This window comes from Variovorax sp. FW305-3-2-15-B-LB1, assembly GCF_058787635.1.
Genome location: NZ_JBYSZY010000002.1, coordinates 205426 through 220658 on the forward strand (window position 1 = coordinate 205426; position 15233 = coordinate 220658).

Genomic DNA, 15233 nt, shown 5'->3' on the forward strand with positions numbered 1-15233 from the left:
CCCGCATGATCGCCATCGACTGCTACTACAGCCTTTCCTCGCCCTGGGCCTACCTCGGCGGCCCGCAACTGCAAGACATCGTGCGCCGCCACCATGTGCAGCTCACGCTCAAGCCCTACGACTTCCAGGCGGTGGTGCCGCAGACCGGCGGCATTCCGCTGAAGACGCGCCCCGAGCCGCGCCGCACGTACCACGCGCTGGAGCTGTCGCGCTGGCGCGATTACCTCGGCATGCCGATGAACCTGGAGCCCGCGCACTACCCGAAGGGCGCGCCGACCGATCCGAACTGGAACAAGTACCCCGGCTGGATGGTGATCGCCGCCCAGCTGCAGGGCCTGGACGCGCAGCCGCTGTCGCACGCGCTGCTGCGTGCGCTGTGGGCCGAGGAGCGCGACACGGCGCAGGCCGCGGTGCGCATCGCGATCGCCGACGAAAACGGCTACGACGGCGCGGCGCTGCAGGCGCTGGAGCAGTCGGCCGAGGTGCTGGCGGTGTACCGCGCCAACAGCGCCGACGCGGTGGAGGCGGGCGTGTTCGGCGCGCCCACGTTCATCCTGAACGGCGAGCGCTTCTGGGGACAAGACCGGCTGGCGTTTCTCGACCGGGCGCTCGACAAGCTGCGCGCCGGCGGCTGAGCGACAAGCTCTCTTTTTTCTTCTCTCAGAGGAACGAGCGCGGCAGCAGCGCGGGCACGAGCGTGCGGTGCAGCCGCTCGCGCCACCAGCGCAGCGCCTGGCCCTGCGCGCCGGTCTTCCACGCGAGCCAGAAGGCTTCGGGCGCGCGCGGTTCCTCGGTCGGCAGTTCGACCAGCGTGCCGCGCGCCAGCTCGTCGGTGATGCAGGCGCGCGGCAGAAAGCCGTGGCCCAGCCCGGCGACCTGGCAGGCGACCTTGGCGGCCATCGACGGCACGGTGATGCGCGGCTGGCCGGCCATGAGGCCCACGGTGCGGTCCGACAGGGTGCGCGCGGTGTCGCCGACCACGATGGCGTTGCAGTCGATGAGGTCGCCGCGCTGCACGGGGCGCTTCAGCCGCGTGAGCGGATGGGTGGGCGCGACGCAGAAGGCGAACGCCAGGCTGCCCACGGCCACGGCCTGGTGGCCGCCGCCGGCCGGGCCTTCGCCCGCGGCCACGACGATGTCGGCGCGGCCCTCGCGCAGCGCCTCCCAGCTGCCGGTGAGCGCCTCGCAGCCGATGCGCAGCCGCGTGCCGCAGCGCAGGTCTTCGAAGGCGCGGATGTCGTCCATGAAGGCCTGCGTGGGAATGAGCGAGTCGTGCACCAGCCGCAGCTCTGATTCATAGCCGGTGGCAATCTGCCGCATGCGCGATTCGAGGTCGCTCGCGGCGCCGAGCAGCCAGCGGCCTTCCTTGAGCATTTCTTCGCCGGCGGCGGTGAGGGTCACGCGCGGGCCGTTGCGCTCGAACAGCAGCATGCCCAGCTGTTCTTCGAGCTTGCCCACGGCGTAGGAGATGGTGGAGGGCACCTTGTTCAGCCGCGCGGCGGCGGCGGCAAAGGAGCCGTGGCGCGCAATGGCGTCGACGACCTCGATGGCTTCCAGGGTGAGCTTGAGCACGGCGCGTTCCTCGCAGCAAAAAGGAATGATCGAAAACTTCGATCATTGATGGTGAAAATTTTCGTCGATAGAGGCCTGCGTGCACCGGATGATTCAGCCCACGCCAAGGAAATTCCCTCCGAAAGCGATTGTGAACCGAATCGAATATCCACGCACCCAACTTTGCCGAAGGAGCCTTTCATGACCGTCCAAGCCACCCCCACCGCCGGCGCCAAGCTGCTCACCCCCACCGACCACACGCTGGTGATGATCGACTTCCAGTCGCAGATGGCCTTTGCCACGCACTCGATCGACGCCGTCAACCTGCGCAACAACGCCGCGCTGGTGGCGCAGGCGGCGGCCGGCTTCAAGGTGTCGACCATCCTCACGACCGTGGCCGAGAAGAGCTTTTCGGGCCCGATGTTCAGCGAGATCACCGACGCCTTCCCCGGCCAGAAGATGCTGGACCGCACCTCGATGAACACCTGGGAAGACGCCGCCGTGATCGAGCGCGTGAACGCCATCGGCAAGCCGCGCATCGTGCTGGCCGGCCTGTGGACCAGCGTGTGCATCGTGGGCCCGGCGCTGTCGGCGCTGGACCAGGGCTTCGAGGTGTACGTGATTGCCGACGCCTGCGGCGACGTGTCCACCGAGGCGCACAACCGCGCGATGGAGCGCATGGTGCAGGCCGGCGCGCAGCCGATGACCTCGCTGCAGTACCTGCTGGAGCTGCAGCGCGACTGGGCGCGTGGCGACACGTACGAGTTGACGACCGGTATTGCGAAGAAGGTGGGCGGCGCCTACGGTCTGGGCGTGACGTACGCCAAGACCATGTTCGGCGCCCACGAGGGTTGAGCGCAGAGCACCCGGAAGGCCGACCGACCATGAAGACCTATGTCGTTTCCCTCGCGCTCGGCCTGCTGGTCGGCGTGATCTACGCGCTCTTCCAGGTGCGCTCGCCGGCGCCGCCGGTGATCGCCCTGGTGGGCCTCTTGGGCATCCTGCTCGGCGAGCAGATCCCGCCGCTGGTGCGGCAGGTGTTCGACCGGCCGGCCGCCACCTCGTGGCTGCATGACCAGGTCAAGCCGCACGTGTTCGGCGAGCTGCCGACCTGCGCACAGCCCGGGGCGGTGAAGTCCGCCGCCGCCGGCAGCCGCCCGTCCGAGCGGAGCGACGCATGAACGCCCCCGACCCGCAACGCCGCCACTTCCTGGGCGCCCTCGGCGCCTTTGCAGCCACCTCTCTCGCACCCGCATCCACCATGGCCACCACCCAGACCCCCGACCTCATCCTGCGCAACGGCCGCTTCACCACGCTGGACCGTGCCAACCCCACGGCCGACGCGGTGGCCATCAAGGACGGCCGCTTCACCCGCGTGGGCCGCGCCGAAGACGTGCTGCCGCTGGCCGGCAGCCAGACCCGCGTGATCGACCTGCAGGGCCAGCGCGTGCTGCCGGGCCTCATCGACAACCACCTGCACATCATTCGCGGCGGCCTGAACTACAACATGGAGCTGCGCTGGGACGGCGTGAAGAGCCTGGCCGACGCCATGGGCATGCTCAAGCGCCAGGTGGCGATCACGCCCGCGCCGCAGTGGGTGCGCGTGGTGGGCGGCTTCACCGAGCACCAGTTCGTCGAGAAGCGCCTGCCGACCCTGGCCGAGCTGAACGCGGTGGCGCCCGACACCCCGGTGTTCATCCTGCACCTGTACGACCGCGCGCTGCTCAACGGTGCCGCGCTGCGCGCCGTGGGCTACACGAAAGACACGCCCGCGCCGCCCGGCGGCGAGATCGTGCGCGACAGCGCCGGCAACCCCACGGGCCTGCTGCTGGCCAAGCCGAACGCGGCCATCCTGTACGCCACGCTGGCCAAGGGGCCGAAGCTGCCCTTCGACTACCAGCTCAACTCCACGCGCCACTTCATGCGCGAGCTCAACCGCCTGGGCGTGACCGGCGCCATCGACGCGGGCGGCGGCAACCAGAACTATCCCGACGACTACGAGGTGATCCAGAAGCTGCACGACGACGGGCAGCTCACGATCCGCCTGGCCTACAACCTCTTCACGCAGAAGCCCAAGGCCGAGAAGGACGACTTCCTGAACTGGACCGCGAACTCCAGGTACAAGCAGGGCGACGACTACTTCCGCCACAACGGCGCGGGCGAGATGCTGGTGTTCTCGGCGGCCGACTTCGAAGACTTCCGCCAGCCGCGCCCCGACATGGCGCCCGAGATGGAAGGCGACCTCGAAGGCGTGGTGCGCATCCTGGCGCAGAACCGCTGGCCCTGGCGCATGCACGCGACCTACGACGAAACCATCAGCCGTTCGCTCGACGTGTTCGAGAAGGTCAACAAGGACACGCCGCTGGCCGGCCTGAACTGGTTCTTCGACCATGCCGAGACGATTTCCGAGAAGTCGATGGACCGCATCGCCGCGCTGGGCGGCGGCGTGGCGGTGCAGCACCGCATGGCCTACCAGGGTGAGTATTTCGTCGAGCGCTACGGCCCCGGCGCGGCCGAGGCCACGCCGCCGGTCAAGAAGATGCTCGAGCGCGGCCTGAAGGTGTCGGCCGGCACCGACGCGACGCGCGTGGCCTCGTACAACCCGTGGGTGTCGCTGTCGTGGCTGGTCACGGGCAAGACGGTGGGCGGCATGCGGCTGTACCCGCAGCGCAACTGCCTGGACCGCGAGGCCGCGCTGCGCATGTGGACCGAGAACGTCACCTGGTTCTCGAACGAAGAGGGCAAGAAGGGCCGCATCCAGGAAGGCCAGCTGGCCGACCTGGTGGTGCCCGACCGCGACTTCTTCGCCTGCGCCGAATCGGAGATTGCCGACACCACGGCGCTGCTCACGATGGTGGGCGGCAAGGTGGTCTACGGCGCCGGCCCGTTCGCCGCGCACGACGAAGGCGGCCTGCCGCCCGCCATGCCCGACTGGTCGCCCGCGCGCACCTTCGGCGGCTATGCGGGCTGGGCCGACACGGCGCGGTCCGCGGAAGGCGCGCCGCTGCAGAAGGTGATGCGCAACGCCGCGATGTCGTGCGCCTGCGCCAACGACTGCAACGTGCACGGCCACAGCCACGCGACGGCCTGGAGCAGCAAGCTGCCCATCGCCGACCTGAAGAGCTTCTGGGGCGCGCTGGGTTGCGCCTGCTGGGCGGTGTGATGAAGGCCATGCACTGGACCCTGTCGCCCGCCGTGCGCTGGATCGCCTTGCTGCTGCTGTGCGCGGCCTACCTGCAGGGCGGCCTGAACAAGGCGCTGGACTTCAACGCCGCCATCGCCGAGATGAACCACTTCGGCCTGGCGCCGGCCGGCCCGCTGGCCGTGGCGGTGATCGTGCTGGAGCTGGGCGCCGCGGCGCTCATCCTCACCGGCTTCTGGCGCTGGCTCGGCGCGCTCGCGCTGGGCGGCTTCACGCTCATGGCGACTTTTGTCGCGCTGCGTTTCTGGGAGATGCCGCTGGGGCAGGAGCGCTTCATGGCGGCCAACGCCTTCTTCGAACACCTGGGCCTGGTCGGCGGCTTCCTGCTCGTCGCCTGGCTCGACCTCAAGGAGCGCCACGATGACTGAGCCCCAAGCCAAAGCCGCCGGCGCCTTCGCGCCGCTGCGCCAGCCGGTCTTCGCCGTGCTGTGGGCCGCCACGGTGCTGGGCAACATCGGCAGCTTCATGCGCGACGTGGCCAGCTCGTGGCTGGTGACCGACCTGTCGGCCAGCCCGACGGCGGTGGCGCTGATCCAGACGGCGGCCACGCTGCCGATCTTCCTGCTGGCGATTCCGGCGGGCGTGCTCTCGGACATCCTCGACCGCCGGCGCTTCCTGATCTTCGTGCAGGTGCTGCTGGCCGCGGTGAGCGGCACGCTGCTGGTGTTGTCGCACACGGGCGCGCTCACGGTCGAATACCTGGTCGCGCTGACCTTCGTGGGCGGCATCGGCGCGGCGCTGATGGGGCCGACCTGGCAGTCGATCGTGCCGGAGCTGGTGCCGCGCAGCGAGCTGAAGGGCGCGGTGGCGCTCAACTCGCTGGGCATCAACATCGCGCGCTCCATCGGGCCGGCGGCGGGCGGGCTGATCCTCGCGAGCTTCGGCGCAGCCGCCACCTACGGGCTCGACGTGCTGAGCTACGTGTTCGTGATCGCGGCGCTGCTGTGGTGGAAGCGCCCGGCGGCGGTCGACAGCGGGCTGTCCGAGAACTTCTTCGGCGCCTTCCGCGCGGGAATCCGCTACACGCGGGCCAGCAAGGAACTGCACGTGGTGCTGCTGCGCGCGGCGGTGTTCTTTTTGTTCGCCAGCTCGGTGTGGGCGCTGCTGCCGCTGGTGGCGCGCCAGATGCTCGGCGGCACGGCGAGCTTCTACGGCATCCTGCTCGGCGCGGTGGGCGCGGGCGCCATCGGTGGTGCGTTGGTGATGCCGCGGCTGCGTGCGCGGCTCGATGCCGATGGCATGCTGCTGCTGGCCTCTTTGCTCACAGCCGCGGTGATGGGCGCCCTGGTGTTCGCGCCGCCGCAATGGCTCGCGGTGCCGATGCTGGGCGTGCTGGGTCTGGGCTGGATCATTGCGCTGACCACGCTCAACGGGGTGGCGCAGTCGATCCTGCCGAACTGGGTGCGCGGGCGCGGGCTGGCCGTGTACCTCACGGTGTTCAACGGCGCCATGGCCGCCGGCAGCCTGGGCTGGGGCCTGGTCGCGCAGCAGATCGGCGTGCCGGCCACGCTGGTGGCGGGCGCCGTGGGGCTGGTGGTGATGGGGCTGGTGTTCCACCGCGTGCGGCTGCCCGCCGGCGAGGCCGACCTGCAGGCCTCGAACCACTGGCCCGAGCCGCTGCTGGCCGAGCCGGTGGCGCACGACCGCGGGCCCGTGATGATCCAGGTCGAGTACCGCATCCGCAAGGAAGACCGGCCGGCGTTCCTCGATGCGATGAAGCGCCTGTCGCTGGAGCGCCGCCGCGACGGCGCCTACGCCTGGGGTGTGCACGAGCATATGGCCGACGCCGAGCGCGTGATGGAGTGGTTCCTCGTGGAGTCGTGGGCCGAGCACCTGCGCCAGCACCACCGCGTGTCGCACGCCGACGCCGACCTGCAGGCCGAGGCGCTGCGCTTTCACATCGGCCCGGGCAAGCCCGAGGTGCATCACTTCCTGGCGCTCTGAGCGGCGCGGATTCTTCTTTCTCTTTCCCTTTCACCCTTTCGTCCATCTCAAGGAAAAACCATGACCACACTGACCCTTCGCGACGGCACCGAGCTCTATTACAAGGACTGGGGCAGCGGCCAGCCCATCGTCTTCAGCCACGGCTGGCCGTTGAGTGCCGACATGTGGGACGCCCAGATGCTGTTCTTCGCCGAGCGCGGCTACCGCGTCATCGCGTTCGACCGCCGCGGTTTCGGCCGCTCCAGCCAGCCCTGGACCGGCTACGACTACGACACCTTCGCCGACGACATCGCCGAGCTGATCGAAAAGCTCGACCTGAAAAACGTGATCCTGGCGGGCTTCTCGATGGGCGGCGGCGACGTCACGCGCTACATCGCGCGCAAGGGCAGCGCGCGCGTGGCGAAGCTGGCGCTCATCAGCGCGGTGACGCCGCTGTTCATGAAGACCGCCGACCATCCCGTGGGCCCCGAGGCGTCGCTCTTCGCGGGCATCCGCGCCGGGCTGGCCGCCGACCGGGCGCAGTTCATCGACGACTTCAGCACGCTGTTCTACGGCACCAACCGCCCGGGCGCGAAGGTGTCGCAGGGCGTGTTCAAGCAGACGCTGCAGATCGCGCTGCAGGCCTCGATCAAGGCCACCATCGACTGCGTGACGGCGTTCTCCGAGACCGACTTCCGCCCCGACATGGCGAAGATCGACGTGCCCACGCTCGTGATCCACGGCGACGACGACCAGGTCGTGCCCTTCGAGGCCACGGGCAAGCTGGCGGCCGAAATGATCAAGGGCAGCCAGCTCAAGCTGTACGCCGGCGCGCCGCACGCCACCTGCACCACGCACGCGGCGCAGGTCAACGCCGACCTGCTGGCGTTCATCCAGGGCTGAGGCCGGGTGTGTCGAAAGGGCCGCGCCCTGCGGCCCTTTCGGCGCGAAGGGCGGCGCCGGTGGCGATAATCCGGCGATGCGAATCCGCTTTACCAAGATGCAGGGAGCCGGCAACGATTTCGTCGTGCTGGACGAAACGCGCGGCACGCTGGGCCTCACGGCCGCGCAGTACCGCTTCCTGGCCGACCGCCATTTCGGCGTCGGCGCCGACCAGATCCTCACGGTGCGCCCGTCGCCTGCCGAGGGCATCGACTTCCAGTACGTGATCCACAACGCCGACGGCGGCGAGGTGGAGCAGTGCGGCAACGGGGCGCGCTGTTTCATGCGCTTCGTGAGCGAGCACGGCCTGACCGAGAAGAAAGACGTGCGCGTGCAGACGCTGGCCGGCGTGATCGAACCGCGCATGGGCGACGACGGCCGCGTGACGGTCGACATGGGCGCCCCGGTCTTCGAGCCGGTGCGCGTGCCCTTCGACACGGCCGGGCTCGACCCGCAGCACCGGGGCGACTGGCAGACCTGGCACCTCGCCCTGGGCACCCGGGCCGGCAGCGCTATCGTTTCGGTAGCGGTGCTGTCCATGGGCAACCCGCACGCGGTGCAGGTGGTCGACAACGTCGACACCGCGCCGGTGGCCGAGCAGGGCCCGCAGATCGAGCACCATCCGCGTTTTCCGCAGCGCGTGAACGCGGGCTTCATGCAGGTGGTCGACCGCACGAACATCAAGCTGCGGGTGTTCGAGCGCGGCGCCGGCGAAACGCTGGCCTGCGGCACGGGCGCCTGCGCGGCGGTGGTGGCAGGCATCCGCCTGGGGCTGCTGGACACCCGTGTCGACGTGCAGACGCACGGCGGCATTCTCACGATCGAGTGGCAGGGCGACGGCCGGCCGGTGCTCATGACAGGACCGGCCACGACGGTGTTCGAGGGCGAGATCGACGTGCCCGACATTTCGGAACAGCCATGACCCCATTCACCCACGACAACAACGCCATGAACCCGATCACCGAAGACGACATCGCGAACTACCTGTCGAACACGCCCGACTTCTTCGAACGCCACGCCCAGCTGCTGGCGCAGGTGCAGCTGACCAGCCCGCACGGCAACCGCGCCGTGAGCCTGCAGGAGCGCCAGGCTGAGATGCTGCGCGAGAAGATCAAGGCGCTGGAGCACCGCCTGATGGACATGGTGCGCCACGGCACCGAAAACGTCGTCATCGCCGACCGCCTGCAGCGCTGGACCAAGGGCCTGTTGACCACGCGCGACCCGCGCAGCCTGCCGTACCGCATCGCGGTCGACCTGCAGTCGCTGTTCCTGGTGCCGCAAACGGCCATCAAGGTGTGGGACTGCGGCACCGAGTACCTGAATGAAGCCTATGCCCAGTGGGTGAGCGACGACGTGAAGGCGCTGGCCACCTCGCTCACTTCGCCGTACTGCGGGCTCAACGCGGGCTTCGAGGCGGCCAACTGGTTGCCCGAGCCACAGGGCGCCGCGTCGATCGCGCTGATTCCGCTGCGACCCGACGCCGAGTCGCCGGCCTTCGGCCTGCTGGTGCTGGCCTCGCCGGACGCGCAGCGCTTCAACGCCGAAATGGGCACGGACTTTCTCGAGCGCATCGCCGAGCTGTCGTCGGGCGCGCTGTCGCGGCTGCGCCCTTGAGCCGTTCCGCGCGAAGCGGGTGGCGACGCCGGCCTTGGCTGACCGGCCTGTGCGTGGTCTTGCTGGCCGGCGTGCTCACCTATGCCGCCATCGCGGGCGTGATCTGGCAGCGCGCCGAGGCCGCACTGGCCGGCCCGATGCCGCGCGCGGCCGACGTGGCGCTGGTGCTGGGCAACCGCGCCTACCTCGACGGCAAGCCCAACCCCTGCCTCACGGGCCGGGTCGACCAGGGCATCGTGCTGGCGCGCGCCGGTCGTGCGCAGACGCTGGTGTTCTCGGGCGGTGTCGACGTGGAAGACGGCCGCATCGAAGCCGAGGTGATGCGCGACCACGCCACGGCCGAGGGCTACACGGGGCCGATGGTGCTGGAGTCGGTGTCGTCGTCCACGCGCGCCAACCTGTCGCTGTCGCGCACGGTGCTCGAAGCCAATGGCGTGCGCAGCGTGATCATCGTGTCGGAGCCCTACCACCTGTGGCGCATCGAACGCCTGGTGCGTGCCAGCGGCTTCGACCAGGCCTTCGACGTGCAGTACGCCGCTGCGCCCACCTCGTGCTGGCGCCGCTGGGGCATGCTGTTCAAGGGCGCATTGCGCGAGCCGGCGGCCATCGTGAACAATGCGTCGCTCGGTTATCTGTTCTAGCTAGCGCGGCCCCGCGCAGCGCACGGAGCACGACGACACCATGGAATGGATCGACAAATACCTCGAACACGTGCGCGTGGAGCGTCGGCTCGCGCCGCGCACGGTCGAGCTGTATGCATTCCATCTGCGCGCGCTGACCGACCATGCCGCCGAGGCCAACCTGCCGCTGGACCGCGTGCAGACCGCCCACATCCGCCGCTGGATGGCGCAGCTGCACAGCGCCGGGCGCGAGCCGCGCGGCATTGCGCTGGTGCTGTCGTGCTGGCGCAGCTTCTACCGCTGGCTCGGCCATGAAGGGCTGATCGGCTTCAACCCGGTGCAGGACGTGCACGCGCCCAAGGCGGGCCGCCCGCTGCCGAAGGCGCTGGGCGTGGACGACGCGGTGCGCCTGGCCGAGCTGTACGACCCCGAGGCCGACCCCTGGACCGAAGCGCGCGACGGCGCCATCGTTGAAATGCTCTACGGCTGCGGCCTGCGCGTGAGCGAACTCACGGGGCTTGACGCCCAGGCCAGCGCCACGGCGCTCGGCTGGGTCGACCTCGATGCCATGGAAGCCCACGTGCTCGGCAAGGGCAGCAAGCGGCGCAGCGTGCCCGTGGGCAGCAAGGCGGCCGAGGCATTGCGCGACTGGCTCGCGGTGCGCGGCGAGCGCCAGGAGCCGGCGCTGTTCGTCAGCGCGCGCGGTGCGCGCATGTCGTCGCAGGCGGTGTGGAAGCTGCTGCGCGAGCGCAGCCTGAAGGCCGGCCTGGCCGCGCCGGTGCATCCGCACATGCTGCGCCACTCGTTCGCGAGCCACGTGCTGCAGTCGAGCAGCGACCTGCGCGCGGTGCAGGAGCTGCTGGGCCATGCCAACATCGCGACCACGCAGGTCTACACGCGGCTGGACTTCCAGCACCTGGCCAAGGTCTACGACGCGGCGCATCCGCGCGCCAAGGCCCGGTCGGACAAGGACGGCAAGTAGCCGTCACCCGTCGCCTGCATCGTTTTCTTTCGTCTTTCATTTCTTCTTTCATTCATCTCCCATGAAAACCCTCCGCCTCAAGCCGGGCAAGGAGCGCTCGCTCCAACGCCGCCATCCCTGGGTCTTCGAATCCGCCATTGCGCGCGGCGGCGCGGACTCGGGGGAAACGGTGCGCGTGGAGTCGCACGACGGCCACTTTCTCGCGTGGGCGGCCTTCGGCCCCACCTCCAAGATCCGGGCGCGGGCCTGGAGCTTTGATGAGAAGCAGCGCATCGACGCTGCTTTTTTTTCCACGGTCTGCACGCGCGCGGTGAACGCGCGCGGCCTGTTCGACCTGCAGAGCGACGGCGTGCGGCTGGTGCACGGCGAGGCCGACGGCCTGCCGGGGCTGATCGTCGACCGCTACGGCGACACGCTGGTGGCGCAGTTCCTGTCGGCCGGCGTGGAGCGCTGGAAAGACGTGCTGGCCGATGCGCTGCTCAAGGCCACGGGGCTCACCAGGCTGTATGAGCGCTCCGACGCCAGCGGCCGCGAGCGCGAGGGCCTGAAGCCGGTCACGGGCTGGCTGCGCGGCGAGGGCGAAACCCAGATCACCATCCGCGAACACGGCTGGCAGCTGTCGCTGGACATCGCGACCGGCCACAAGACCGGCTTCTACCTCGACCAGCGCGACAGCCGCCAGCGCTTTGCCGAGCTGGCGCAGCACCGGCGTTTTCGCCGAGTGCTCAATTGCTTCTGCTACACGGGCGGCTTCACCGTGGCGGCGCTCGCGGGCCTGAAGGCGGCCGGGGCGCTCGAGGGCGCCTCGCTGGTGTCGGTCGATTCGTCGCAGCCCGCGCTCGAGCGGGCGCGCGCGCACCTGGCGCTCAACGGCTTCGAAGGGCAGGGCATTGCCACGGAGTTTCTCGACGCCAACGTGAACACGGTGCTGCGCGAGTTCATCGACCAGGGCCGCACCTTCGACGCCATCGTGCTCGACCCGCCGAAGTTCGCGCCCACGGTGGCGCACGCCGAGCGCGCCGCGCGCGCCTACAAGGACATCAACCGCCTGGCGCTCAAGCTGCTGGAGCCGGGGGGCGTGCTGCTCACGTTTTCCTGCTCGGGCGGCATCAGCGCCGACCTGTTCCACAAGATCGTGGCCTCGGCCGGGCTGGACGCCGGCGTGGACGGTTACATCGCCGAACGTCTGGGCGCCGCGCCCGACCACCCGATGACCATCGAGTTTCCGGAAGGCGAGTACCTGAAGGGGCTGGTGGTGGTGAGAAAGCCCCTGTGAACGAGGGCTTGACCCCGTCGGCAACGCAACTCAGTGGCATTGGCTAAACTGCCCGCCAATCCCCCGCCTTTTTCTGTTTTCCGTTTCCGGAGCACTTTTCCATGGCCCTCATCCCCGCGACCATCCTGACCGGCTTTCTCGGCTCGGGCAAAACCACGCTGCTCAAGCGCATCCTGACCGAGGCCCATGGCCAGAAGATCGCGGTCATCGAGAACGAGTTCGGCGAGGAGAACATCGACAGCGACATCCTCGTGACCGAGTCGAAGGAGCAGATCGTGCAGATGAGCAACGGCTGCGTCTGCTGCACGATCCGCGAAGACCTGCGCGAAGCGCTGCAGCTGCTGGCCGCCAAGAAGCGCCAGGGCCTGCTGGATTTCGACCGCGTGGTGATCGAGACCACCGGCCTGGCCGACCCCGGCCCGGTGGCGCAGACCTTCTTCATGGACGACGAGATCGCCGAGAGCTACCTGCTCGACTCGATCCTCACGCTGGTCGATGCCAAGCATGCGCCGCAGCAGCTCAACGACCGCCAGGAAGCACGCCGCCAGGTGGGCTTTGCCGACCAGATCTTCATCAGCAAGAGCGAGCTGGTGTCGGCCGAAGAGACCGACGCGCTCATTCACCGTCTGAAGCACATGAACCCGCGCGCGCCGCAGCAGAAGGCGCACTTCGGCGACGTGCCGCTGAAGGACATCTTCGACCTGCGCGGTTTCAACCTGAACGCCAAGCTGGACATCGACCCCGACTTCCTGAAGGAAGACGACCACGATCACCACGACCATGACCACGCGCATGGCGAGGCGTGCGACCACCCCTCGCACAAGCACGAAGGGCACGGTCACCATCACCACACGGACGACGACGTGAAGAGCTTCGTCTACAAGGCCGACCGCGCCTTCGACCCGGCCAAGCTGGAAGACTTCCTGGGCGCCATCGTCAACATCTACGGTCCGCGCATGCTGCGCTACAAGGGCGTGCTGAACATGAAGGGCACCGAGCGCAAGGTGATCTTCCAGGGCGTGCACCAGCTCATGGGCAGCGACCTGGGCCCGGAGTGGGGCAAGGACGAGGCGCGCCAGAGCCGCATGGTGTTCATCGGCATCGAGCTGCCGCGCGAGATCCTGGAGCAGGGGCTGGAGCAGTGCCTGGTCTGAGCACGCCCGCTTGACATGAAAAAACGGCGCTGACCGCGAGGTCAGCGCCGTTTTTCATGGGGCAGACAGTGGCTACTTGCCGAAATTCCCCATCGGCTTGCCTAGGAGCTTGAGCTGGCCTTCGCTGAACTCGACCTGGCTGACCACGTCGTCACCTGCGCGCTTCACGTAGCCGTTCTGCTCGCCCTGTTCGATCAGGCCCGCGAGCATTTCAGGCGGCGGCGTGCGGCCGCTCTCGGCGCCGGTTTCAGCCAGCTTCTCGATCCACTTCACGGGCAGGCGCGCGTTGGCCTTGAGCACGCCGCGCTTGAGCACCAGCGCGTTGCCGGGCAGCTGCAGGTCTTCGTCGGTCACGCCGGCGAGGGCCACCGAGTAGCTGAGTTCGGCGCTGTGGCCGCCGATCTCGACCAGCAGGCGGTCCAGGCCGGCTTCGGGGCTGTGCTTGGCCATGGCCTTGAGGTCGGGCGCCAGCTGCTCGATGAGCGCCTGCATCGCGTCCTTCTGGGCCTTGCTGCGCTGGCCGCAGCCGGCACCGGCGGTCGACTGCAGCCAGGCGTCGGCCAGCTTCTTGTAGCCGGCCGCCTGGATGCGGCGTGCGCTGCTGGCGATCTCGAACTTGTCGATGGCGGTCTCGTTGACCTTGCCCTTGCCCTTGAAGGCGCCTTCGGAGGCGTACAGGCCGTCCTTGATGGTGGCTTCGCCGGTCAGGTCGATGCTTTGCAGCAGCACCTTGATCGCCTTGGCGGGGGCGGCCTCGGTGCCTGCGCCCAGGCCCAGGCCCTTGGGCGCGTTCAGCTCGAAGCTGTCGAGGCGGCCTTCGGACTTGCCGGTGGCCAGCATCCAGCCGGCGCTGCCGTCCATGTCGGCCTTGGCGGTGAACTTGCCCATCTTGACCTGCACGCCCTTGGAGGCGGTGCTGACGTCCAGGCCGGGCATCGTCATGTCATAGCGCACGTGGGTGCGGGCCGCGTTCATGTCCAGGCGGGCCTGCGCGCCTTGCCAGGCGAACTCGCCCTTGCCTTCTTCGACCAGCTTGGCGGGCGCGACGGTGAAGTCGCTGGTGAAGCCGCCGCCGAAGCCGACCTGGGTGCGCGCGGTCAGCGGCTTGGCCTTGCCGAACAGCTTCTCGGCCTCGGCCTGCGCCTTGGCGTCGAGCACCAGTTCGCTGTCGATGACGGCCGCGGCCAGCGCGGCGCCGGCGATCGGGCCGTGGCGGATGGTGTCGCGGATGGTGATGCGCACGGGCTTGGGCGGGGTGGCCGCGGCGTCGCTGTCGTCTCCGGCGGGTTCTTCTTCGTCGCCTTCGGTCGCGGCTTCGGCGACGTCGGTCGTGGCAGCGGCCGGCGCGGCGGCGGGCGCCGACGCGGCAGGGGCGGTGGCGGCTTCGGCCTCGGCCGGGCAGCCCAGTTCGAGCGTCACGGTGCTCACGGCGCCGAAGAAGTTGTGTTCGTAGCTGCGCTCGATCACGCGCACCAACGCGGTCTGCTTGGGCAGTTCGCCCAGGGCGACGTCGTAGCTCGATTTGATTTGCGTGCCGGCCCACCAGGTGCTGCCGCCGTAGGCGACGGCGATGGCCGCGGCCAGGACTCCCAATACTGCTTTTTTGCTCAAGATTATTTTCCGATCGGTTGTTTGAAGGGCCGCCGCGGTGTTTCCCCGACCCGCGGCGTGCCTGCGCCACCCCCTGTGGCGGCGCCGGGCGATGCTACCGGAGCAGGGCAGTGCGTCACCCGATGGCCTTGCGTTTCGAGTTCTCTATACAATCGCGCGCCTGTTCCGGGAGCCATGCTTCGTCCACAGGGGCGAGATATGACTTACGGCACGGGGCGCCAAGGGTTTTTGGCGGGCTTTCGGGGGTATAACCCCGGGGTTCACCACTTGAGGACGCCCCCGACAACGTGAGCCGACGCGGCCTGACACCCGCAACGGTTCCCTTGGGAGGAGACACCCAGTGAAAGCGCGTTCCAGT

Annotated in this window: 15 protein-coding genes; 13 read left to right on the top strand and 2 right to left on the bottom strand. The window is 69.0% G+C overall.

What is annotated here, in order from left to right:
• The first annotated feature begins 5 nt into the window (after positions 1-5).
• Positions 6-635, top strand: a complete 630-nt coding sequence (locus AC3WQR_RS02495; protein ID WP_070060143.1) for a 2-hydroxychromene-2-carboxylate isomerase — start codon at positions 6-8, stop codon at positions 633-635.
• A gap of 25 nt (positions 636-660) precedes the next feature.
• On the opposite strand, the gene AC3WQR_RS02500 is transcribed toward AC3WQR_RS02495, so the two are convergent.
• Positions 661-1572: a LysR family transcriptional regulator gene (locus tag AC3WQR_RS02500; protein WP_056575757.1), complete on the bottom strand. Its 912-nt coding sequence runs from the start codon at positions 1570-1572 to the stop codon at positions 661-663.
• A gap of 180 nt (positions 1573-1752) precedes the next feature.
• On the opposite strand from AC3WQR_RS02500, the gene AC3WQR_RS02505 reads away from it, so the two are divergent.
• The 12 genes from AC3WQR_RS02505 (at position 1753) to AC3WQR_RS02560 (ending at position 13264) form a co-directional block, all read left to right on the top strand.
• Positions 1753-2406 (top strand): hydrolase, encoded by a 654-nt coding sequence (locus AC3WQR_RS02505; RefSeq protein ID WP_062474264.1) that lies wholly within the window; start codon positions 1753-1755, stop codon positions 2404-2406.
• 29 nt (positions 2407-2435) lie between these two features.
• Positions 2436-2732 (top strand): DUF1427 family protein, encoded by a 297-nt coding sequence (locus AC3WQR_RS02510; RefSeq protein ID WP_159273859.1) that lies wholly within the window; start codon positions 2436-2438, stop codon positions 2730-2732.
• Between the two features lie 80 nt (positions 2733-2812).
• Positions 2813-4714, top strand: a complete 1902-nt coding sequence (locus AC3WQR_RS02515) for an amidohydrolase (RefSeq protein WP_492741073.1) — start codon at positions 2813-2815, stop codon at positions 4712-4714.
• A gap of 8 nt (positions 4715-4722) precedes the next feature.
• The gene (locus AC3WQR_RS02520) at positions 4723-5121 is read left to right on the top strand and encodes a DoxX family protein (protein WP_492741058.1); all 399 of its coding nucleotides are present in this window, start codon (positions 4723-4725) and stop codon (positions 5119-5121) included.
• Positions 5114-6697, top strand: a complete 1584-nt coding sequence (locus AC3WQR_RS02525) for an MFS transporter (protein WP_492741059.1) — start codon at positions 5114-5116, stop codon at positions 6695-6697. Before AC3WQR_RS02520 ends, AC3WQR_RS02525 begins: the two co-directional genes overlap by 8 nt.
• A gap of 60 nt (positions 6698-6757) precedes the next feature.
• On the top strand, positions 6758-7579 hold the full coding sequence (locus tag AC3WQR_RS02530) for an alpha/beta fold hydrolase (protein ID WP_139702990.1): 822 nt from the start codon (positions 6758-6760) through the stop codon (positions 7577-7579).
• Positions 7580-7655: 76 nt separating this feature from the next.
• Positions 7656-8540 carry a diaminopimelate epimerase gene (gene dapF, locus AC3WQR_RS02535; RefSeq protein WP_492741060.1) on the top strand — a complete coding sequence of 295 codons (885 nt, stop codon included), beginning with the start codon at positions 7656-7658 and terminating at the stop codon, positions 8538-8540.
• Positions 8537-9232, top strand: coding sequence for a DUF484 family protein (locus AC3WQR_RS02540; RefSeq protein WP_095948166.1), 696 nt, complete (start codon positions 8537-8539; stop codon positions 9230-9232). The genes dapF and AC3WQR_RS02540 overlap by 4 nt, the downstream gene beginning before the upstream one ends.
• A gap of 53 nt (positions 9233-9285) precedes the next feature.
• On the top strand, positions 9286-9873 hold the full coding sequence (locus tag AC3WQR_RS02545) for a YdcF family protein (RefSeq protein WP_235944226.1): 588 nt from the start codon (positions 9286-9288) through the stop codon (positions 9871-9873).
• Between the two features lie 40 nt (positions 9874-9913).
• Positions 9914-10834, top strand: coding sequence for a tyrosine recombinase XerC (locus AC3WQR_RS02550; protein ID WP_369631242.1), 921 nt, complete (start codon positions 9914-9916; stop codon positions 10832-10834).
• Positions 10835-10895: 61 nt separating this feature from the next.
• Positions 10896-12110: a class I SAM-dependent rRNA methyltransferase gene (locus AC3WQR_RS02555; protein WP_492741061.1), complete on the top strand. Its 1215-nt coding sequence runs from the start codon at positions 10896-10898 to the stop codon at positions 12108-12110.
• Positions 12111-12211: 101 nt separating this feature from the next.
• Positions 12212-13264 carry a CobW family GTP-binding protein gene (locus tag AC3WQR_RS02560; protein WP_062474247.1) on the top strand — a complete coding sequence of 351 codons (1053 nt, stop codon included), beginning with the start codon at positions 12212-12214 and terminating at the stop codon, positions 13262-13264.
• A 72-nt stretch (positions 13265-13336) separates the two neighbouring features.
• Here the strand turns inward: AC3WQR_RS02560 and AC3WQR_RS02565 are convergent, their stop codons facing one another.
• Positions 13337-14875, bottom strand: a complete 1539-nt coding sequence (locus AC3WQR_RS02565; protein WP_492741062.1) for a YdgA family protein — start codon at positions 14873-14875, stop codon at positions 13337-13339.
• Positions 14876-15233 lie beyond the last annotated feature (358 nt).